General features: G+C 60.8%; 17 protein-coding genes. 6 read left to right on the top strand and 11 right to left on the bottom strand.

The window, feature by feature from the left end:
* Window positions 1-60: 60 nt before the first annotated feature.
* From JTP94_RS26170 to JTP94_RS26150, 5 genes are all read right to left on the bottom strand, one after another.
* Window positions 61-1,248 carry a Gfo/Idh/MocA family protein gene (locus JTP94_RS26170; RefSeq protein ID WP_204853331.1) on the bottom strand — a complete coding sequence of 396 codons (1,188 nt, stop codon included), beginning with the start codon at window positions 1,246-1,248 and terminating at the stop codon, window positions 61-63.
* A 215-nt stretch (window positions 1,249-1,463) separates the two neighbouring features.
* Window positions 1,464-2,516, bottom strand: coding sequence for a sugar phosphate isomerase/epimerase (locus tag JTP94_RS26165; RefSeq protein ID WP_204853330.1), 1,053 nt, complete (start codon window positions 2,514-2,516; stop codon window positions 1,464-1,466).
* Window positions 2,517-2,774: 258 nt separating this feature from the next.
* Window positions 2,775-3,722, bottom strand: a complete 948-nt coding sequence (locus tag JTP94_RS26160; protein WP_204853329.1) for a substrate-binding domain-containing protein — start codon at window positions 3,720-3,722, stop codon at window positions 2,775-2,777.
* 65 nt (window positions 3,723-3,787) lie between these two features.
* The gene (locus JTP94_RS26155) at window positions 3,788-4,801 is read right to left on the bottom strand and encodes an ABC transporter permease (protein ID WP_204853393.1); all 1,014 of its coding nucleotides are present in this window, start codon (window positions 4,799-4,801) and stop codon (window positions 3,788-3,790) included.
* Window positions 4,802-4,862: 61 nt separating this feature from the next.
* Window positions 4,863-6,386, bottom strand: a complete 1,524-nt coding sequence (locus JTP94_RS26150; protein ID WP_204853328.1) for a sugar ABC transporter ATP-binding protein — start codon at window positions 6,384-6,386, stop codon at window positions 4,863-4,865.
* A 167-nt stretch (window positions 6,387-6,553) separates the two neighbouring features.
* On the opposite strand from JTP94_RS26150, the gene JTP94_RS26145 reads away from it, so the two are divergent.
* Both JTP94_RS26145 and JTP94_RS26140 read left to right on the top strand, forming a co-directional pair.
* Complete coding sequence (locus JTP94_RS26145) at window positions 6,554-7,579, top strand: LacI family DNA-binding transcriptional regulator (protein WP_204853327.1); 1,026 nt, start codon at window positions 6,554-6,556, stop codon at window positions 7,577-7,579.
* A gap of 12 nt (window positions 7,580-7,591) precedes the next feature.
* A complete protein-coding gene (locus JTP94_RS26140; RefSeq protein WP_204853326.1) occupies window positions 7,592-7,948 on the top strand; it encodes a VOC family protein in 357 nt (118 codons plus the stop codon).
* A 40-nt stretch (window positions 7,949-7,988) separates the two neighbouring features.
* Here JTP94_RS26140 and xylA read toward each other — a convergent pair whose 3' ends face one another.
* The 5 genes from xylA to JTP94_RS26115 all read right to left on the bottom strand — a co-directional run bounded on the left by xylA (window position 7,989) and on the right by JTP94_RS26115 (window position 15,039).
* Entirely contained in the window at window positions 7,989-9,299 is a 1,311-nt protein-coding gene (xylA, locus tag JTP94_RS26135; protein WP_204853325.1) for a xylose isomerase, read from the bottom strand.
* 226 nt (window positions 9,300-9,525) lie between these two features.
* Window positions 9,526-10,983 carry a xylulokinase gene (xylB, locus tag JTP94_RS26130; protein ID WP_204853324.1) on the bottom strand — a complete coding sequence of 486 codons (1,458 nt, stop codon included), beginning with the start codon at window positions 10,981-10,983 and terminating at the stop codon, window positions 9,526-9,528.
* A 37-nt stretch (window positions 10,984-11,020) separates the two neighbouring features.
* A complete protein-coding gene (locus tag JTP94_RS26125; protein ID WP_204853323.1) occupies window positions 11,021-12,046 on the bottom strand; it encodes a LacI family DNA-binding transcriptional regulator in 1,026 nt (341 codons plus the stop codon).
* Between the two features lie 139 nt (window positions 12,047-12,185).
* Window positions 12,186-13,793 (bottom strand): DHA2 family efflux MFS transporter permease subunit, encoded by a 1,608-nt coding sequence (locus JTP94_RS26120; protein WP_204853322.1) that lies wholly within the window; start codon window positions 13,791-13,793, stop codon window positions 12,186-12,188.
* A gap of 25 nt (window positions 13,794-13,818) precedes the next feature.
* Complete coding sequence (locus JTP94_RS26115; protein WP_204853321.1) at window positions 13,819-15,039, bottom strand: HlyD family secretion protein; 1,221 nt, start codon at window positions 15,037-15,039, stop codon at window positions 13,819-13,821.
* Window positions 15,040-15,201: 162 nt separating this feature from the next.
* On the opposite strand from JTP94_RS26115, the gene JTP94_RS26110 reads away from it, so the two are divergent.
* The 3 genes from JTP94_RS26110 to JTP94_RS26100 all read left to right on the top strand — a co-directional run bounded on the left by JTP94_RS26110 (window position 15,202) and on the right by JTP94_RS26100 (window position 17,717).
* Window positions 15,202-15,888 carry a TetR/AcrR family transcriptional regulator gene (locus tag JTP94_RS26110; RefSeq protein ID WP_034503293.1) on the top strand — a complete coding sequence of 229 codons (687 nt, stop codon included), beginning with the start codon at window positions 15,202-15,204 and terminating at the stop codon, window positions 15,886-15,888.
* Between the two features lie 109 nt (window positions 15,889-15,997).
* Entirely contained in the window at window positions 15,998-16,837 is an 840-nt protein-coding gene (locus JTP94_RS26105; protein WP_204853320.1) for a GyrI-like domain-containing protein, read from the top strand.
* A 136-nt stretch (window positions 16,838-16,973) separates the two neighbouring features.
* Window positions 16,974-17,717 (top strand): TerC family protein, encoded by a 744-nt coding sequence (locus tag JTP94_RS26100; RefSeq protein ID WP_204853319.1) that lies wholly within the window; start codon window positions 16,974-16,976, stop codon window positions 17,715-17,717.
* A 34-nt stretch (window positions 17,718-17,751) separates the two neighbouring features.
* Here the strand turns inward: JTP94_RS26100 and JTP94_RS26095 are convergent, their stop codons facing one another.
* A complete protein-coding gene (locus tag JTP94_RS26095; protein ID WP_204853318.1) occupies window positions 17,752-18,162 on the bottom strand; it encodes a hypothetical protein in 411 nt (136 codons plus the stop codon).
* A gap of 364 nt (window positions 18,163-18,526) precedes the next feature.
* Here JTP94_RS26095 and gltX point away from each other — a divergent pair, with 364 nt between their 5' ends.
* Window positions 18,527-19,984 carry a glutamate--tRNA ligase gene (gene gltX / locus JTP94_RS26090; protein ID WP_204853317.1) on the top strand — a complete coding sequence of 486 codons (1,458 nt, stop codon included), beginning with the start codon at window positions 18,527-18,529 and terminating at the stop codon, window positions 19,982-19,984.
* Window positions 19,985-19,993 lie beyond the last annotated feature (9 nt).

Here is a 19,993-nt window from a genome sequence, read left to right as displayed (position 1 = left end):
ACGGCAATCTCCCAATGAGTTCGAGGCGCCCTACGCCGCCTCGAACATGAAGCTCGAACCCTACAGCTTGATCCAGGCGCCGTTGCGCTTCGAGGAGGCAACGCAAGCCTCGACGAAAGCCACACCCTTCACGCCGTCATCGACAGTCGGATAGATCACGGCCGGATCGACGGCGACGCCCTTCTTGCGAGCGTTGATGGCGCGCGCGGCCTCGGTATAGATCGTGGCGAAGGCTTCGAGATAGCCTTCCGGATGGCCGGACGGGATACGTGAGACGCGTGCCGCAGCAGCTCCGGAGCCGGCACCATTGCGGGTAATCAGCCGCTTCTGCTCGCCAAACGGCGTGTACCAGAGATAGTTCGGATCCGCCTGCGTCCATTCGAGGCCGCCCTTGGTGCCATAGACCCGAAGCTTCAGGCCGTTCTCGTGGCCCGGCGCAACCTGGCTGCACCAGAGCATGCCCTTGGCCGGCTTTTCCGAGCCCTTGGCTTTGAAGCGCAGCAGCAGATGGGCGTTATCATCAAGGCGGCGGCCTTCGACGAAGCTGTCGAGATCGGCAGCAAGGCTGTCGAGTTCGAGGCCGGTGACGAAGGAGGCGAGATTATAGGCATGCGTGCCGATATCGCCGGTGGAACCGCCAGCACCAGACTGCGAGGGATCGGTGCGCCAGGCCGCCTGCTTCTGGCCCGACTGCTCGATATTCTCCGTCAGCCAATCCTGAGGATATTCCGCCTGCACGATGCGGATATCGCCGAGCTCGCCATTGGCGATCATCTCACGCGCCTGCCGGATCATCGGATAGCCGGTGTAGTTGTGCGTGAGGATGAAGAGCGCACCGCTCTCGTCGGCCACCTTCTTCAGCTTCTTGGCATCGGCAAGATTGGAGGTCAGCGGCTTGTCGCAGATGACGTGGATGCCGCGCCTCAGGAATTCCTTGGCAGCGTCGTAGTGGACATGGTTCGGCGTCACGATCGAAACCGCCTCGATGCCGTTCTTCAACTTGGCTTCGCGGATCGCCATGTCGCGATAGTTGGCATAGGTGCGCGAGGGATCAAGGCCAAGATCGCGGCCGGAAGCCGCCGCCCTGTCCGGCGAGGACGAGAGCGCGCCGGCGACGAGATCGAACTGGTCGTCGATGCGTGCCGCGATGCGGTGCACCGCGCCGATGAAGGCGCCAGCACCTCCGCCCACCATGCCAAGCCGAATGCGCGGCTCCCGTGTCTGTTCCGATGATCCTTCGATTGCCATAAGGCTCCTCCTGAATGAAATTGAATTCTTTGAACGCGATCGTCCCCTCTCCCCGCCTGCGGGGAGAGGGCTAGGGTGAGGGGCTAACGCGGGTTCGGCAAATTCTGCCGTCGCGACGAATATCGAGAAGGCCCCTCATCCGTCCTCTCGCGGCTTCGCTCCGCTCGACCGTTCGAGTCCACCTTCTCCCCGCCTTGCGGGGCGAAGGGGCTTGATCAAATCCCCAACATGCGCCGGTTGGCTGCCTGATCCGTGCCGCTGCCGGCGAAGTCGTCGAAGGCCTTTTCGGTCACGCGGATGATATGCGCCTTGACGAATTCGGCGCCTTCGCGCGCGCCGTCCTCTGGATGCTTCAGCGCGCATTCCCATTCGACCACGGCCCAGCCATCGAAATTGTTAGCCGTCATCTTCGAGAAAATAGCGCCGAAATCGACCTGGCCATCGCCGAGCGAACGGAAGCGGCCGGCGCGCTCGACCCAGCCCTGATAGCCGCCATAAACGCCCTGACGGCCGGTCGGGTTGAATTCCGCGTCCTTGACGTGGAACATCTTGATCCTGTCCTTGTAGATGTCGATGTTGTCGAGATAGTCGAGGCACTGCAGGACATAATGCGAGGGGTCATAGAGCATGTTGGCGCGCGGATGGTTCTTCACGCGCTCCAGGAACATCTCGAAAGTGATGCCGTCATGCAGGTCTTCGCCGGGATGGATTTCGTAGCAGACGTCGACGCCGTTTTCGTCGGCATGGTTGAGGATCGGCGTCCAGCGGCGGGCAAGCTCTTCAAAAGCGGTTTCGACGAGGCCGGCCGGGCGCTGCGGCCAGGGATAGATGAAGGGCCAGGCAAGCGCGCCTGAGAAGGTCGCATGCGCCTTGATGCCGAGATGCTTCGAAGCCGTCAGCGCCATTTTCACCTGCTCGACGGCCCATTCCTGACGGGCCTTGGGATTGCCGCGCACTTCCGGCGCCGCAAAGCCGTCGAAAGCCTCGTCATAGGCCGGATGGACAGCGACGAGCTGGCCCTGCAGGTGGGTCGAAAGTTCGGTGACTTCGACGCCGTTCGAGCGGGCGACACCGGCGAACTCGTCGCAATAGTCCTTGGACGTGGCGGCCTTCTTCAGGTCGATGAGCTGGCCGGCCCAGGTCGGAACCTGCACGCCGACATAGCCGGCATCGGCCGCCCACTTCGTGATCGAATCCCATGAGTTGAACGGTGCTGCATCGCCTGCGAATTGTCCGAGAAACAGGCCGGGGCCTTTGATCGTCTTCATGCGTAATTCCTCCCTAATCGCGTTCTGTAAACGTTTCCGAAGCCTTTCGAACCTCTATTCGAGGCGGTTTTGACACCGTCACCTCAAAAAACATAGGGTCGTTTGGCTGAAAGTCGAATGCCTCATGACCTAATCACGGCCCGCCGCCGACGGCAAGAGGTACGTGCCGCAAAAATTGCCCCACGGTGCGAAACGAAGCGGCAGGTGCATAAAAAACGCCCGCCGGAACCGGCGGGCGCATCTATTCAAATCAACCGATCAGAAGGGTGAATCGGCGAAGTAAAAATCCTTGGCATTGTCCTTGGTGACCAGGGTCGCATCCAGGATGTAATTGCCGCGAACCGGAACCTGATTGTAGAAGTTGGCGGCGGTCAGTTCCATAGCCGTCCCGACCATTGCCGGCGGGTAAAGCACGTCGACCGGGATCAGCTTGTCGCCGTCCATGACCTTCTTGACCATGTCCTTCGAACCGGCGCCGGCGATGACATACTTGATGTCGGTGCGCTTAGCCTGATCGATCGCCTGCAGCACGCCGACAGCCATGTCGTCATCCTGGCACCAGACCACGTCGATCTTCGGGAACTTGGTCAGGTAATCCTGCATGACCTTAAAGGCGTCGTCGCGATTCCAGTTGCCGTACTGGCGGTCGAGAACCTTGACGTTCGAGCCGGCGATGCCCTTGTCGAAACCGTCCTGGCGCTGCTGATCGATCGGGATCGGCAGACCGCGGATGACGACGACCTGAGCATCAGGCGTATTCTTCTTGATATATTCGCCGGCGGTCTGGCCGAGCGCCGGATTGTTGCCGGCGACGTAGAGGTCGCGGACGGAATTGTCGTTGTTGCTCGGCGCACGGTCGACGAGCGTCACGAACTTACCCTTGTCCTTGACTTCCTTGATGGCGTTGACGAGCGGATCCGGATCCGAAGGCAGGATCACGAGCGCATCGATGCCCTGGGTCTCGAGATCCTGCACGGCATTCGCCTGGCTTGCCGCATCCGGCGAGGTCTTGACGATGACGGTGAGCCCCGGATGCTCCGCCATCAGCAGCTTGGCGACACGCTCGGCATGAAAGACGACGCCCGAGGTCCAGCCATGGTCCGCCGCTGGAATGGAAACGCCGATCGTCACCTTCTTGTCCTCGGCATGCACCGTGCCGGCCAAAGCCGCCATCACGATAGCCAAGCCAAATAGTCTTTTACGCATGATTTATCCTCCCAGATAGAAACAGGGCCTTGTCATAAGAACCGGGCGCCCCTTGACCCGGTTATTCATGATTTGCGAGCAAGCGAGCGCTGAACCAGCATGGCGATGATGATGATCGCACCCTGGATGGCACTCAGCAGATACTCGCTGATGAAATTGGAAAGCAGCATGATATTGCCGACCAGCTCGAGGATGAAGGCACCGCAGATCGTGCCCCACACCCTGCCCGCGCCACCTTTGAGTGCCGTGCCGCCAACGACGACGGCCGTGATCGCCTGCAACTCCCAGAGAATACCTGTCGTTGCCGACGTAGAGCCAAGCCGCGGCACGTAAAGAAGCACTGCGATAGCGACGCACAGACCCTGGATGACGAAGGCGATGGTACGGACGCGATTGACCGCGACACCGGAATAACGCGCAACGTCGCGGCTGGAGCCGACGGCGATGACGTGCCGCCCGTAGCGGGTGCGATAAAGAATGAAGGCCGCGATGCAGGTGACGACAACGATGGTCAAGATCGGCACCGGCACACCGAGCACGGAGCCATAATAAGCGGGCTTGTAGAGCGCCTGCAGATCCGCCGGGCGCAAGGTGATCGCGCCGCCCTGCGACAGCCAGGTCGTTAGGCCACGATAGACGCCCATCGTGCCGAGGGTCGCGATGAACGGCTCGATCTTGCCCATGGTCGTGATCAGGCCATTGGCCAGACCGCACAGGACACCGGCGACGACCGAGAACAACACAGCAGCCGCCAGCATCAAGCTTGGATCGGCGATGACGCCCGAGTTCATAAAGAGGATCATCAGGCTCGCGACGAAGGCGACCATCGCACCAACAGACAAATCGAGATCGCCCGCCGAGATGACGAAGGTTGCTCCCACCGCGATGATCGCAATGAAGGCACATCTCGTCGCGACATTGGTGAGATTGGTCATGCCGATGAAATTCGGATTGACCAACGCCCCGACGATCAGAAGCAGCACCAGCGCCGCAAACGGTGCGACTGCCCGCAGATCCACATCCCGCCAGGATCGGCCCCGTCTGCCTGCCTTTTCGCCGCTATCCTCGCCCACGCTCATATCCAAAACCAACCTCCCGTCCCATTATTGCTGGGAATTCACCCATGCCTTCGCCGCCCCTTCAGGCAGCCGTCTTTTTCTTCAGGCCCGCCGCATAACGCATGATTTCCTGCTCGGAGATTTCGTCGCCCTCGAGCACGCCGACGATCCGGCCTTCACGCATCACCGCAACCCGCGTGCACAGCCCGATGACCTCAGGCATCTCCGAGGAGACGACGATGATCGAATGGCCATCACGCGCCAGCGCTGAAATGAAATGATAGATCTGCTGCTTCGTGCCGACGTCGATGCCGCGGGTCGGCTCATCGATAATGATGATCTGCGGCTCCGTCTCCATGACCTTCGCCAGCAGCAGCTTCTGTTGATTGCCGCCGGACATGCGGCCAGCGACGATATTCCCGTCGCGGACGCGGATATCGAAACGTCGGCGCGCACGCGTGAGCGCATTGGCTTCGCTCGTGGCACTGAGATAGCCGAACTTGCCGTGCCTATCGAGGGATTGCAGGGTAAGGTTCGCCGTCATGCCCGAATTCAGAAGCAGGCCCTTCGACTTGCGGTCCTTGGTCATATAGGCAAGGCCGGCGTCGATCGCGGCATGGACATCATGCGGCGGCACGGGTTGCCCATTGGCGATGACTTCACCGGCGGCACGCGAGCGCAGACCGACGATCGCCTCCATCAATTCGGTACGCCCGGATCCGATCATACCGGAAAAGCCGAGTATCTCGCCCTTGCGCAGATCGAAGCTCGCATCGCGGACGTAGCCCGTCGAAACCGAGTTGACGCTGAGCACAACCTTTTCATCGACATCGGGCTCGTTCTTGGCCGGATAGAGGCTGGAGAGTTCGCGCCCGACCATCAATTGCGCAATGGATTCGCCATCCAGCAGCGACGTCGGCGATGTCTTCACCCACTGGCCGTCGCGCAAGATCGTGACCCGGTCCGTCAATTCCATGACCTCGTCGAGCTTGTGGGACACGAAGACGAAACTCGTCCCCTGGTCGCGGAGCTTGCGCACCTGCTTGAACAGGAAATTTGTTTCCTCCCGCGACAGCACGGCGGTCGGTTCGTCCATAAAGACGATCCGCGCATCGCGGCTGATCGCCTTGGCAATCTCCACCATCTGCTTGTCGGCGATCGAAAGCGTGCCGATCACGGCATTCTCGTCGACATGCGAACCGAGGAGATCGAGGACACGCCGCGTCTCAGTGCGCATATGCTTGCGGTCGAGCACGCCGAAACGCGTGACCTCGCGGCCGAGAAACAGGCTCTCGGTGACGGTCAGATGTTCGGCGAGATTGAATTCCTGGTGGATGATAACGATGCCGAGCGCCTCGGCGGCGCCATTCGGCGGCAGCTTCACCGGCTGGCCGTCGAGCAGGATCTCGCCGGAGCTCGGCTGCTCGAAGCCGGAAAGAACCTTGACGAGCGTCGACTTGCCGGCGCCGTTTTCGCCCATGAGCGCATGGATTTCGCCGGCCCGAAGATCGAAATTGACGCTGAACAGTACCTGCACGCCGCTGAAGGACTTGCAGATTCGCCTCGCGGACAGCACTACCGTACCGTCGACGGCCTCCGAACTCATGGCTTCCTCCCCTGTGGCTCCACCCACTTTCCATGCTATGTAAACCTTTACATATAACGTGTAAAGGTTTACATCGTTGGATATTGCACAATTTTTCGCGGTCGCCTTTGACCTCCACGGAAGTCTGTGTAGTGTCCGGTCCGAGACGAGACCCAAGGCAGAGCGCAGTGTCGAATTCCACGCCCGCAACCATCGAAGACGTCGCCCGAATTGCCAATGTTTCGATCGCAACGGTCTCCCGGGCAATCCATATGCCGGAGAAAGTCGCCAATTCGACGCGGCTGAAGGTCAACCAGGCGATCGCAGTCACCGGTTATACGACCAATGCCATGGCGCGCAGCCTTCGGCTCGGCCGCTCGAACATGATTCTTGTCGTAGCGCCCGACATCGGCGACCCCAATTTCTCTAATATTCTCATCGGGCTGGAGAACGAGGCGCGTTCGCACGGCTACGGCATTCTGATCGGCCATACGCAGAACGATGCCCAACGCGGGCTGGAATATCTGAAATTCCTGAATTCCAACCAGGCGGCGGGGCTGATCCTGTTCACCGGCATCCTGCCCTTCGGACATCAGACGATGACGGCGCGGCTGCCGCCGAGCGTCGGCGTCTTCGAGCCGGTCTTCAATGGCGGCATCCCCTATGTCGGCGTCGACGATATCGCCGGCGCACGCAAAGCCGTCGATCTGCTGATTGCCGAAGGCCACCGGAAGATCGCCTTCATCGGCGATTCTCGCACCCGCCTTGCCTACAGCCGGCGGCGCATGGGCTATGAGGCGGGGATGGATGCCGCTGATATCGGCGCCGATTTGCGCATCGTCTTCGAAGGTGACGGCACCATCGAGAGCGGACGGCTGGCCGTCGAGCAGCTTTTCATGCGCGACACGCTGCCGACAGCCTTCATGTGCGTCAACGATCAGACCGCGATCGGCGTGATGATCGGCCTCAAGGCGCGCGGCTATGACATTCCCGGAGATTTCTCGGTGACCGGCTTCGACGACGTGCCGCAGGCGGTCTTTATGACACCATCGCTGACGACGATCCGGCAACCGCGCACCGCCATCGGCAAGCATGCCATGGCGCTGCTGCTCGAACTCCTGTCGGACGGCCAGCCGACGGAGACTGAAATTCTGCTGCTGCCGGATCTGGTGGTGCGCAATTCGGTGTCGGCGCCGTCGCGTATCAGGCGATAGGGATGCGTAGCGATGCCGCTCGGTAGGATCACCCTTTATGTCCGCGATGTGGAAGCTACGATCGGCTTTTACGAGAAGCATTTTGGGTTCAGGCCACTCCGGCTCGAAGGCGATCGGATTATCGAGCTGCTGGCGCAGGATGGTGGCGCCAATCTGATGATCCATCCCGCCGCAAAGAGCCAGAAGATGGGCCAAGTGCTGGTGAAACTGGGCTTCGACGTGGAAGATGTCGAAGCATTCCGCGCCAAATGCGCTGGCGAGGGCCTTGAATTCGGGCCTCTGCATCAGGCCGACGGCTATGTGTTCGCCAATGCCAAGGACCCCTCTGGAAATCCCATAGCGATTTCCAGCCGCGCATTCCGGAAATAATTCGGGAGGCGATGAACCACCGCCTCCCAGATGCCGTCGATCAAACGTAGCGGTTGACGATATTCTCAAGCAGTTCCTGCTTGCCGGACTTCGGCTGAGGATTGATATCCTTGGCCTCGACCCACTGCGCGATCTGGTCGAGCGAATATTCGCCGCGAAGCAGCTTCTGACCCTCAGCCGAATCCCAACCGGCGTAACGATCGGCAAGCGGCTGCGACAGGGCCTTGTCCTCGATCATCTTGGCGGCTGCCTTCAGACCACGGGCGCAGCAATCCATACCGCCGATATGGCCGATCAGCAGGTCCGCCGGATCGAGCGACTGACGGCGCAGCTTCGAGTCGAAGTTGGTGCCGCCGCTCTTGAAGCCGCCGCCAGCCAGGACCTTGTAATAGGCGAGCGTCATTTCCGGAACGTTGTTCGGGAACTGGTCGGTATCCCAGCCGGACTGGTAGTCGTTGCGGTTCATGTCGATCGAGCCGAAGATGCCGAGAGCATTGGCAAGTGCCAGTTCATGCTCGAAGGAATGGCCGGCGAGAATCGCATGGCCCTGCTCGATATTGACCTTCACTTCATTTTCGAGGCCGTTCTTCTTCAGGAAGCCGTAGACCGTCGCGACATCATAATCATACTGATGCTTGGTCGGCTCCTGCGGCTTCGGCTCGATCAGGATCGTGCCCTTGAAGCCGATCTTGTGCTTGTACTCGACCACGAGATTGAGGAAGCGGCCCATCTGGTCCAGCTCGCGCGACAGGTCGGTATTGAGCAGGGTTTCATAGCCTTCGCGACCGCCCCAGAGCACGTAGTTCTCGCCGCCGAGCTTGTGAGTCGCGTCCATGCAGGTCTTCACGGTCGCAGCCGAGAAAGCGAAGACATCCGGATCCGGATTGGTCGCGGCACCCGACATGAAACGACGGTTGGAGAAGAGGTTCGCCGTCCCCCACAGCAGCTTGACGCCGGTATCGGCCTGCTTCTGAGCGAAGTAATCGACGATCTCGTTGAGGTTCTTGGTGTTTTCGGCGAAATTCTTGCCTTCCGGACGCACGTCGGCATCGTGGAAGCAATAATAGGGCGAGCCAAGCAGGGTGAAGAATTCGAAGGCCACATCGGCCTTCAGCTTGGCGGCTTCCATCGTGTCATTGAACCAGGGGCGAAGGAAGGTCTGGCCGCCGAAGGGATCGCCGCCCGGCCAGGTGAAGGTATGCCAATAGGCGACGGCAAAGCGAAGATGCTCTTCCATGCGCTTGCCGAACACCACTTCGTCCTTGTTGTAGTGGCGGAAGGCCAGCGGATTGGTGCTGTCGGGGCCTTCGTATTTTACCTTGCTGATGTCGCCGAAAAATCCGGTGCTCATAACTCATCTCCTTGGGTTTTGGTATTTCTGTATTGTTATTCGTGCCGTGCAGCTTTGCCCCTCACCCCAGCCCTCTCCCCGCAAGCGGGGAGAGGGGACGACCTCTGGTCCCTCGCCAGAATCAGAGATGAGAGGGACGGTGATGGTGCGTCTATCCCCTTCTCCCCGTCAAAAACGGGGAGAAGGTGCCCGATAGGGCGGATGAGGGGCTTTACGCCACGGTATTTCAATGTGCAGACAACGGCTTGATCGCCGGATAGAGCGCCCGGTAGCGCTTGTAGGCATCCGCATAGGCATCGCTCAGCGAGGCAACCGGATCGATCGTGCCGGCCGTCTGCGGCGGCGTGCAGACCGCGATCGGATCGGCGTCGGTCGCCGCGATCAGGCCGAGACGCGCAGCGCCGAAGGCCGCTCCGAAATCTCCGTCGGCCGGCAGGTCGACGGGCACGCCAAGCGCGGTGGCGATCGAAGCCAGCCAGTAGCGCGACCGCGAGCCGCCGCCGATGGCGGTGACGCGCGCGATGTCGGTGCCTGCCGAACGCAACGCCTCGAGATTGTCGCGGATGGCGAAGGCAACGCCTTCGAGCACGGCCTGGGTCAGCACCACCCGGCCGCTTTCATGGCCGAGACCGATGAAAGCGCCGCGGATCGTCGCATCATTGTGCGGCGTGCGCTCACCGGAGAGATAGGGCAGGAAAGTGACGCTGGAAGGCGCTTTCAGCGTCTCGCCCAGTTCGCCGGTGAGGTCTGCGGCGGATTTGCCGGTGACGCTCGAATGCCAGTTCAGCGCATCGGTCGCCGACAGAATGACGCCCATCTGGTGCCAGGTGTTCGGAAGCGCATGGCAGAAGGCATGAACGGCGCTTTCCGGCTTCGGCAGGTAGGAGCCGTTGGCGGCAAAGAGCACGCCCGACGTGCCGAGCGAAACGAAGGCGGCGCCATGGCTCACCGTGCCCATGCCGCAGGCGGAGGCCGCATTGTCCCCTGCCCCGCCGGCGACGACGACATCGCCACTAATGCCCCATTTCGATGCCAGTTCGCCACGCAGCTTGCCGGCGACTTCGGTGCCCTCGACCAGCGTCGGCATCTGCTTTTCATCGAGGTTGGTTGCGGCCAGCAGTTCGGACGACCATTTGCGCTTGCCGGTGTCGAGCCAGGAGGTGCCGGCGGAATCGGACATTTCCGACATATGCTCGCCCGTCAGCCACAGGCGCAGATAGTCCTTCGGCAAAAGCACCCAGCGCACTTTAGCAAAGACGTCAGGCTCGTGCTTGGCGACCCATGCCAGCTTCGGTGCGGTGAAGCCCGGGAAGACGATGTTGCCAGTCAGCGCCCGGAAACGTGGGTCGGCGTCCAGTGCCGCGGCCTCATGATAGCTGCGCGTATCGTTCCAGAGAATGCAGGGGCGCAACACCTTGTCATCGGCATCGAGCAATGTCGCGCCATGCATCTGGCCGGAAAGACCGATGCCGCGCACGGCGGCCAGCTCCTTCGGATGCGCCGCCTTCAAGCCGGCAACGGCCTCTTCGGTCGCGCGGACCCAGTGCGCCGGCTCCTGCTCCGACCAGCCGGGATGCGGGCGCGACACATCGAGGTCGCCATGGGCGGAACCGATGATCTTCTGATTGCCGTCGATCAGCATCGCTTTGACGCCGGACGTTCCGAGATCGAGACCCAAATACATCAGATGGTACTCCCTATGTTCTGCCGCTTTCGAATGATCAGGGCAGATTATCCTTCAAGAAAATGTCGAGACGTATGCGCTCCTGGTCGGCGATGACGCTTTGACCATCGGCCTTCGCCTTCATGACGCGGATGGCGCTGCGCACTTCATGGCCGGCATCCTGATTGAGAACGGCGTCGATCGTGCCGTCCATCAGTGCTGCGCGCGTATGCTGCGTCAGCTCGTGCACAACCACGGTCAGCTCGCGTTTGGGCCGGACGGCCTTCAGCGCTGCGATCAGCCCTCGATTGCCGGCACCGAGGCTGTAGACGCCGATGATGTCCTTGCTTGCGGAAAGCGCCTTGGACACGAGCGACCTGGCAAGCTCCGGATCGTCTCGCCCCTCGAGCACGGGCAGCAGCCGCAGCCTCGGAAACTCCGCAGCCATGACGGCCGAGAACCCTTCCAGGCGTTCGCGATGGTCGCGCACGAGCATCGAGCCTGCGAGGACGGTGATGTCGCCGTCGTGGCCGCCGAGAAAACGGCCGAGCAGCCGGGCAGCGGTCCGCCCCGCTGCGATATTGTCGATGCCGGCATAATGATGCCGGGCGGAATCGGTGAGATCGGAGACGAGGGTGACGACGGGGATGCGCTCGTATACGAGCCGATCGACCGCGGCCCACACCTCGGGCGCATCAGTCGCCACCAGGGCGACACCGGCGAGATCCCGCCCCTGAAGGGCATCGAGTGCCGCAACCAGCGCCGATACGTCGAAAGCCGGCACCTCTACGATGCGGATTTCCGTGCGCTCGAAGCTCGAGCGCAACGTCGCGTGACGCACTTCGGAACGCAGCCCGTGCATGAAGGAATTGTCGCCCGTCGGCAGGATGAAAACGATGGGATAGATGCGCCCCTTGGCCAGATTGGCGGCGGCGACATCGCGGACATAGCCGATCTGGCGGATGGCTGCCTCCACCTTTTCCCGCGTCACCAGCCGCACGCCCGGCCGCTGGTTCAGCACGCGGTCCACGGTGGCGAGGCTAACGCCCGCAGCAGCGGCGATATCATGCACAGTCGGTCTCATCGGCTCCTCCTGCTGAAATCCTTACTGCGATTTCTGATGTACGTAAATCAGAAATTTTCGACGGCCCGATTTTCCTGTCGCCCGCCCCGCTGAAACGAAAAAGGCCCCTCGCTCCGAGGGGCCTTACATAACGGCGAGGTCAATGGCCTCCGCCACCTCCGCCGCCTGGTGCGTTCGGCTTGCTCAGCATGAGGACGCCGAGGATCATCGCCAGGAACAGGATGGTGAGCATCAGGAAGATATCGCTGAAGGACATGACGATAGCCTGTTGCGTCGCCATGTTGACCATCTGTCTCAGCGCGGCCGGTTTCCCGTCCAGGCCGGAGGCGCTGAAGTTGGCGGCCATGTTGTTCAGCTGAGCGACGGCAGCCTGGTTACCCCAATGGATATTGTCGCGCAGGTTGAAGTAATGCTGATCCTGCCTGTTCGTCAGCAGCGTATTGATGATCGCAAGGCCGACGGCGCCACCGAGGTTACGCGTCAGGTTGAACAGGCCGGAAGCCCCGCGCATGCGGGCGGGCGGCATGGTTCCAAGCGCGATATTGTTGATCGGCACCATGCACAGCATCAGGCCGAAGCCGCGCAGGATCTGCGGGATCATCAGTTCCCAGAAATCCCAATCCACAGTCAGATGCATCATGATGTAGGTGCCGGCCGAGAAGCTGGTGAAGCCGATGATCATCAGGATGCGCAGGTCCAACTTGCTCGACAGGAAGCCGGCAAGCGGCGCGGTGAAGAACATGGTCAGGCCCGAGACGAACATCGTCTCGCCGATCTGCAGCGAATCGTAGCCACGAATGCGGGCAAGATAGAGCGGGTAGATATAGGTCAGGCCATAGAGGCCGATGCCCATCACGAAGGAGAACACCGAACCGAAGGAGAAGTTCTTGTTGGTGAACGCCTTCAGATCGACCACGGGGAAATCCACCGTAAAGGCGCGGTAGAAGAAAATCACCGCACCGATAGCCGAGGCGATGGCGCCGGCAACGATGTAATTATCGTTGAACCAGTCGTTGGTGTTGCCTTCCTCGAGCACATATTCCAGTGCGCCCAGGAAAACGCCCATCGAAAGCAGGCCCCACCAGTCGAATTTCTTGAACAGCGATAGTTCGGGCTTGTCGAAATCGATGTAGTTCCAGGTGACGATCGCAACGACGATACCAGGTGGAATATTGACGAGGAACAGCCAGTGCCAGGAAAAGGCATTGGAGAGATAGCCGCCGACCGTCGGGCCGATGGTCGGCGCCAGCGTTGCGATCAGGCCGATGATCGGCGAGACGACATTGCGCTTCGACGGCGGGAAGATGGTGAACGCGGCCGCAAAGACCGAAGGGATCATGCCGCCGCCGATAAAGCCCTGCAGCACGCGGTAGACGATCATTTGGTCGATGTTGGTGGCGGTCGCGGCGAGCGCGCTCGCTGCGGTGAAACCGGCGGCCGAGATCGCGAAGAGGTAGCGCGTCGAGATGATGCGCGCCAGCGTTCCCGACAGCGGAATCATGATGACTTCAGCGATCAGATAGGCGGTCTGCACCCAGCCGATCTCATCCGAGCCGGCGCTGAGGCCGGCCTGGATTTCGCTGAGCGAGGCAGACACGATCTGAATGTCGAGGATCGACATGAACATGCCGAGCACCATCGCCAGGAAGGCGATGAGCTTTCTCGGCTCGATGTGATCCACCGCCGGTGGCGCGGCGGGGCCGGCGGCGCGTGGGGGCGACCCGGCAGTAGTGCTGGCGGACGACATTGTGCGTCTCTCCCGAGCTGATCGCTTACTTTTCCGGTGCCGTGCGGGTGTCGACGTCGACGACGACGCTCAAGCCTGCGCGCAGACGACCGCTATCGAGCGCATCCTGCGGCAATGCGATGCGAACAGGCACGCGCTGGATAATCTTGGTGAAATTACCCGTCGCATTTTCCGGCGGCAGGAGCGAGAAGACCGAACCGGAAGCCGGCGAGATCGACTCGACGGTGCCGACGATCGGATGATCACTATAGGCGTCGACGTGAACATTGACCTTGGAACCGGCAACCAGGTGCTGGATCTGCGTTTCCTTGAAGTTGGCATCGATATAGAGCTGCCGGATCGGCACGATCGCCATCAGCTTCTGTCCGGGAGACACAAGGTCGCCTTCCTGAACCGAGCGATTGCCGACGATGCCGTCATAGGGTGCCTTCAGCACGGTGAAGGACAGGTCGCGGGCAGCTTTGTCACGAGCAGCCGCGAGACCCTTGATCGTGCTTTCAGCCTGGCGGCGCTGGGCCTGCAGCAGATTGATATTGGCTTGCGAGGAAGCGATGGCGGCATCGCCGCCGACCAGGTTGGCCCTTGCTTGGTCGAGCGCGATGTTAGCGCTATCCAAGGAGGCCGTGGTGCCGACCGACTTGGACTGCAGTTCCGCAGCGCGCGTCTGGGTGATCTGGGCGCCACGGACAGTGGCTTCCAGGGCAACCTTCTGCGCCTGCGACTGGGCAAGAGCGGCCTGGCCGGCGGCAATCTGTGCATCGATGGTGTGGAGCGAAAGCTGTTCGGTGTCGTACGAGGCCTGGGCCTGGTCCAGCGCCAGCTTGTAGTCGCCATCATCGAGCGTGGCGAGCACATCGCCCGCCTTGACCTGCTGGTTGGCGACGACGTTCACCTTGGCGACATAGCCGGTAACCTTCGGCTGGATGGTCGCAATATCACCTTCGATATAAGCGTCGTCGGTGGAGACCATGAAGCGGCCCGTCGTCCACCAGTCATAACCGTACCAACCGCCGGCTGCGAGGGCCAAGACAACGATGATCGGCATGGCCAGGCTGCGCCGCTTCTTTGCCGGCGGCGGTGGGGCCGCGGGGGCCGGAGATGCGGGCGCAGCCTGGGCAGGAGCCGGATTGCTTCGCGTTTCAGCAGCGGGAGCATCGGCAGATGCGCCGACCTCCTGAGCTTCCGCTTCGGCATCAGCGGGCTCATCCACGATGCGCGCTACATTGTTACCATGACTTGACGACATTGCCCTACCACCGGAATTCTGGGTAAAATAATCGAACCGAACGGTTCAGTTCAATTGACATAGAGCGTTTTCCATTCCATATCAAGAGATATCGAACCGCGTGGTTCGATTTATTTGGCGAGTCTGTTTAAGATTCAGAAAAAATGATCGATGAAGGAGACGATGAAACACGAATCGCAAAATGCCATTCTATTGAACGCGCCAGCACCTGCATCAGGTGGTCGTTGGGCCGCCGGCGAAGATCCGGTCAAACGTCACCAGATTCTAGAGGGCGCCAAGCGCGTCTTCATGAAGATGGGGTTTGACGCGGCGAGCATGAACGATGTCACCCGTGAGGCCGGCGTCTCCAAAGGCACGCTTTACGTCTACTTCGCCAACAAGGAAGACCTGTTTTCCGCGATGATGGACAGCGAGCGCGCTCATTTCGTCGAGTTGGTGCGTACCGCACTTGCCGATGAGGCGGATGTCGCTTCCTCTCTTTATGAATTCGGCATGGTATTCGGGACGCATGTTACATCGGACAAGACCATCAGCGCCATGCGCACGGTCATCGGCGTGCGCGAACGCATGCCCTCCCTCTGTCAACGCTTCTTCAGCGGTCCAGAAAACCTGCGAACCGTGTTGCGCGGCTTTCTTGAGCGCAAGGCTGCCGTAGGCCAGGTGAAGATCGAGGACTTCGACATGGCCGCGCGGCAGTTTCTTGAGATGGCAAGCGGTGGCTATTTCAAGCTGAGATTATTCGGCGACATGGACGTCCCGCCTTCGAAAGAGGAAATCGACTATGTCGTGCGTGGCGCCGTGCGCGTCTTCCTGGCCGCTTATGGCCCCAATCGCCGGGATCAAGACTGACAATCTTCCCAGCTGCCAGCAAGCGGAGGCGCCCCCAACTCCGCAATGGCGATCAAGCGTCGCGGCCGCCGGGCGCCTATGACTGGTCCGGCAACCAGGGGAGTTAAGCATGAGCGCGATCGGAAGAGCGATATGGTTTATCGAAAGCCATTTTGCATCCGACATCTCGTTGGACGAGATCGCCGAAACAGCCGGGCTGTCGCGCTATCATCTGTCGCGCGTCTTCGGCATGACGACTGGCCATTCGATCAGCGGCTATATCAGAAGCCGCCGCCTCAGCGGGGCAGCTCTCGCCCTGATCGACGGCTCCTCCACCATTCTCCAGGTTGCCCTCGATGCCGGCTACGGCTCGCACGAGGCTTTCACCCGTGCCTTCCGCGAGCAATTCGGCGTGACGCCGGAAAGCCTGCGCAAGCAGGGGCACGTTCGCAACCTCGCTCTACAGGAGCCGATCAGAATGGACGACACCCGCCTTCCCAAGCTCGATGCCCCGCGCTTCGAGACCCGCCCCGCAATGCTGCTTGCCGGCCTTGCGGAAACCTATGCCTATGAAGCCACGCAGGCGATCCCCTCGCTCTGGCAGAAATTCAACCAGCATTTCGGCCATATCCCCGGTCAGGTCGGCAATGTCGCCTACGGCGTCTGCACCCAGGCCGAAGGCGAAACCGAAAGCTTCCGCTATATGTCCGCCGCCGAGGTCACCGGCACCGACGACCTGCCCGAAGGGTTCACGACGACAAGACTGCCGCAGCAGCGCTATGCCGTCTTCACCCATCGCGGCCACATATCAGGCATTTCCGCCACCGTGCATCAGATCTTCGGCGAATGGCTTCCGCAATCGGGCCACCAGCATGGCGGTATCCCCGACATGATGGAACGCTATGACGATCGTTTCGATCCGCGTACCGGCATGGGCGTGACCGAGATATGGATCCCGCTGAAGGCATAGAATGCGCCCGCTGCCATGAAAATGACGGCGGCGCTTGTCTTGTACGGACGGCGGCGCTCCTTACATTACGGCCATTCTTGACAGGCCGGAGCTGGGGGTCAGCATCGGCAAATGCTGACCAAAGGGGAAATTGCTTATGGATATTGTTGGGCTGGTGCAGAATCCGAGCGCGTGGGTAGCACTCGTCACGCTCGTGGTCATGGAGGTGGTGCTTGGCATCGACAACCTCATCTTCATCTCGATCCTGACCAACAAGCTGCCGGCGGAACACCGCGACAGGGCGCGCAAGATCGGTATCGGCCTTGCCCTTGGCATGCGTCTCGCCCTGCTCGGCACGGTCGCCTGGATCGTCCAGCTGACGACGCCCGTCTTCGAGATCTTCGGTCAGGGCTTCTCCTGGAAGGACATGATCCTCATCGGCGGCGGCCTCTTCCTGGTCTGGAAGGCGACGAAGGAGATCCATCACAACGTCGATCCTCAGGAACAGGGCGAGGATTTCATCGCCAAGTCGACGACATCGACCTTCGCCTCCGCCATTGGCCAGATCCTGCTGCTCGACCTGGTCTTCTCGATCGACAGCATCATCACCGCCGTCGGCATGACGCCGCATCTGCCGATCATGTTCATCGCCGTGATCGCCGCCGTCACCGTCATGCTGGTGGCCGCCAGCCCGCTCGCCAACTTCATCGAGAAGAACCCGAGCATCGTCATGCTGGCGCTGGCCTTCCTGCTGATGATCGGCACGACGCTGATCGCCGAAGGCATGGGTGTGCACGTGCCGAAGGGCTATATCTATGCGGCCATGGCCTTCTCCGCTCTCGTGGAGGTGCTCAACATGCTGGCCAGAAACCGCCGGAAAAGAGCCTCCGGCGGCCATTGAGGACAAGACCCGCACCCCGAAACGGGTGCGGCGTTCATTCCTGAACGTGGACGTCGACCCATTCGCCGGTGTCGCCGCGCCCGTAGATATCGACCTTGACCCAGACATTGCCGCGGACGATGAAGTTCGCGGCATCATCGGCGATGTTGCCGCTTGCGAGCATGGCTTCCAGCCGCTGGCGGTTTGATGGCAGCGAGAAGAAGCTGTCGCCCTGGTCGCCACGGTCGCGGCGGCGATAGGCGTGATAGTTCGCGCGATCCTGACGGATGATCTGCCAGGGCAGCGTCAGACGTTCCCCCTTCGAATTGTATAGGTCGTCATTACCGATATAGGCGCGGTAGGACTCGATCAGCTGCGCTGAGCTATCGCGCGTAATGGTTGATTGGGCTGCGGCGGAACCGAGCATGGTAGCCGCCATTATGAAGCTCAAAACCAATCTCTTCATTGTTTCCTCGCGGTGATTGATTGAAGACCTATTCCGCCACTGCCGCAAAAATTGCAAATAAAATTCGGAGAGCGACCCGCTTTCATCCCGATAGCCTTACGAAGGGTAAAGAGGCATCATGACTTTGATAGGTCGGCTCGAATCGTTGCGCCGCACTGTCCGTAGCATATTACCCGGTCGATCTTGCGGCGCAGTTTCCCTTGACGTCATCCATTGAATATGGCCTAAGGCCAGCCATACGGAAAACGCGGGATTGAAGCGGCAAGACGCCCTTTTCCGGCCGGTTTCCTGATCCAGATACACATCTTCGGCTGGACAGCGCTTGTCCCGAGCGCGGCCCGGCCTTTTATGACGGGCAAACAAAATGACCACATCAGGCGTTCGCGTCCGCATCGCACCCTCTCCGACAGGCGAACCGCATGTCGGCACCGCCTATATCGCGCTGTTCAACTATCTCTTCGCCAAGAAACATGGCGGCGAGTTCATCCTGCGCATCGAGGATACAGACGCGACCCGCTCCACTCCGGAATTCGAGACCAAGGTGCTCGACGCGCTGAAATGGTGCGGCCTGAAATGGTCGGAGGGTCCCGATGTCGGCGGCCCCTACGGCCCCTATCGCCAGAGCGACCGCAAGGACCTCTACAAGCCTTACGTCGAGAAGATCGTTGACGCCGGCCACGGCTTCCGCTGCTTCTGCACGCCGGAACGCCTGGAAAAGATGCGCGAGGGCCAGCGCGCCGCCGGCCTGCCGCCGAAGTATGACGGGCTCTGTTTGAACCTGACTGCCGAGGAAGTCTCGTCGCGCGTTGCCGCCGGCGAGCCGCATGTCGTGCGCATGAAGATCCCAACCGAAGGCACCTGCAAGTTCCATGACGGCGTCTATGGCGATGTCGAAATCCCGTGGGATGCGGTCGACATGCAGGTTCTTTTGAAGGCCGACGGCATGCCGACCTATCACATGGCCAACGTCGTCGACGACCATCTGATGAAGATCACCCATGTGGCGCGCGGCGAGGAATGGCTCGCCTCGGTGCCGAAGCACATCCTGATCTACCGCTATCTCGGCCTCGAACCGCCGGTCTTCATGCACCTGTCGCTGATGCGCAACGCCGACAAGTCAAAGCTGTCGAAGCGCAAGAACCCGACGTCGATCTCTTATTACACGGCCCTCGGCTATATCCCCGAAGCGCTGATGAACTTCCTTGGTCTGTTCTTCATCCAGATCGCCGAAGGCGACGAGCTGTTGACCATGGACGAGCTCGCCGAAAAATTCGACCCGGAGAACCTTTCCAAGGCCGGCGCGATCTTCGATATCCAGAAGCTCGACTGGCTGAATGGCCGCTGGATCCGCGAAAAGCTGTCGGAAGAAGAATTCCAGCACCGGGTGCTGACTTGGGCGATGGAAAACGACCGCCTGAAGGAAGGCCTGAAGCTGTCGCAGTCGCGCATCACCAAGCTCGGTGAACTGCCCGACCTCGCCGGCTTCCTCTTCAAGTCCGACCTCAACCTCGATCCCTCCGCTTTCGCCAGGATCAAGTCGACGCCGGAAGAGCTTCTGGAAATCCTGAACACGGTGCAGCCGGACCTCGAAAAGATCCTCGAATGGAATGTCGAGACGATCGAGGCGGAACTGCGCGCCATCGCCGACCGCATGGGCAAGAAGCTGAAGGTCATCGTCGCGCCGCTCTTCGTCGCCGTCTCGGGCTCCTCGCGTTCCCTACCGCTTTTCGATAGCATGGCGATCCTCGGCCGTTCCGTCGTGCGCCAGCGGCTGAAACTTGCCGCCCAGACCGTTGCGACCCTCGTCGGCCCGAAGAACTGAACCGGACGT

This window comes from Martinezella lusitana (assembly GCF_016901135.1).
Lineage (GTDB): Bacteria > Pseudomonadota > Alphaproteobacteria > Rhizobiales > Rhizobiaceae > Rhizobium > Rhizobium lusitanum_D.
This window is presented reverse-complemented; position numbering and strand designations above follow the sequence as displayed.

Bases quoted from the DNA above. Each gene is read 5' to 3' on its own strand.
- JTP94_RS26140 (WP_204853326.1), top strand. From the start codon at position 7,592: ATGCCGCTCGGTAGGATCACCCTTTATGTCCGCGATGTGGAAGCTACG.
- JTP94_RS26110 (WP_034503293.1), top strand. From the start codon at position 15,202: ATGAAACACGAATCGCAAAATGCCATTCTATTGAACGCGCCAGCACCT.
- xylB (WP_204853324.1), bottom strand. From the start codon at position 10,983: ATGTATTTGGGTCTCGATCTCGGAACGTCCGGCGTCAAAGCGATGCTG.
- gltX (WP_204853317.1), top strand. From the start codon at position 18,527: ATGACCACATCAGGCGTTCGCGTCCGCATCGCACCCTCTCCGACAGGC.
- JTP94_RS26100 (WP_204853319.1), top strand. From the start codon at position 16,974: ATGGATATTGTTGGGCTGGTGCAGAATCCGAGCGCGTGGGTAGCACTC.
- JTP94_RS26105 (WP_204853320.1), top strand. From the start codon at position 15,998: ATGAGCGCGATCGGAAGAGCGATATGGTTTATCGAAAGCCATTTTGCA.
- JTP94_RS26125 (WP_204853323.1), bottom strand. From the start codon at position 12,046: ATGAGACCGACTGTGCATGATATCGCCGCTGCTGCGGGCGTTAGCCTC.
- JTP94_RS26160 (WP_204853329.1), bottom strand. From the start codon at position 3,722: ATGCGTAAAAGACTATTTGGCTTGGCTATCGTGATGGCGGCTTTGGCC.
- JTP94_RS26095 (WP_204853318.1), bottom strand. From the start codon at position 18,162: ATGAAGAGATTGGTTTTGAGCTTCATAATGGCGGCTACCATGCTCGGT.
- xylA (WP_204853325.1), bottom strand. From the start codon at position 9,299: ATGAGCACCGGATTTTTCGGCGACATCAGCAAGGTAAAATACGAAGGC.
- JTP94_RS26115 (WP_204853321.1), bottom strand. From the start codon at position 15,039: ATGTCGTCAAGTCATGGTAACAATGTAGCGCGCATCGTGGATGAGCCC.
- JTP94_RS26170 (WP_204853331.1), bottom strand. From the start codon at position 1,248: ATGGCAATCGAAGGATCATCGGAACAGACACGGGAGCCGCGCATTCGG.
- JTP94_RS26165 (WP_204853330.1), bottom strand. From the start codon at position 2,516: ATGAAGACGATCAAAGGCCCCGGCCTGTTTCTCGGACAATTCGCAGGC.
- JTP94_RS26120 (WP_204853322.1), bottom strand. From the start codon at position 13,793: ATGTCGTCCGCCAGCACTACTGCCGGGTCGCCCCCACGCGCCGCCGGC.
- JTP94_RS26155 (WP_204853393.1), bottom strand. From the start codon at position 4,801: ATGAGCGTGGGCGAGGATAGCGGCGAAAAGGCAGGCAGACGGGGCCGA.
- JTP94_RS26150 (WP_204853328.1), bottom strand. From the start codon at position 6,386: ATGAGTTCGGAGGCCGTCGACGGTACGGTAGTGCTGTCCGCGAGGCGA.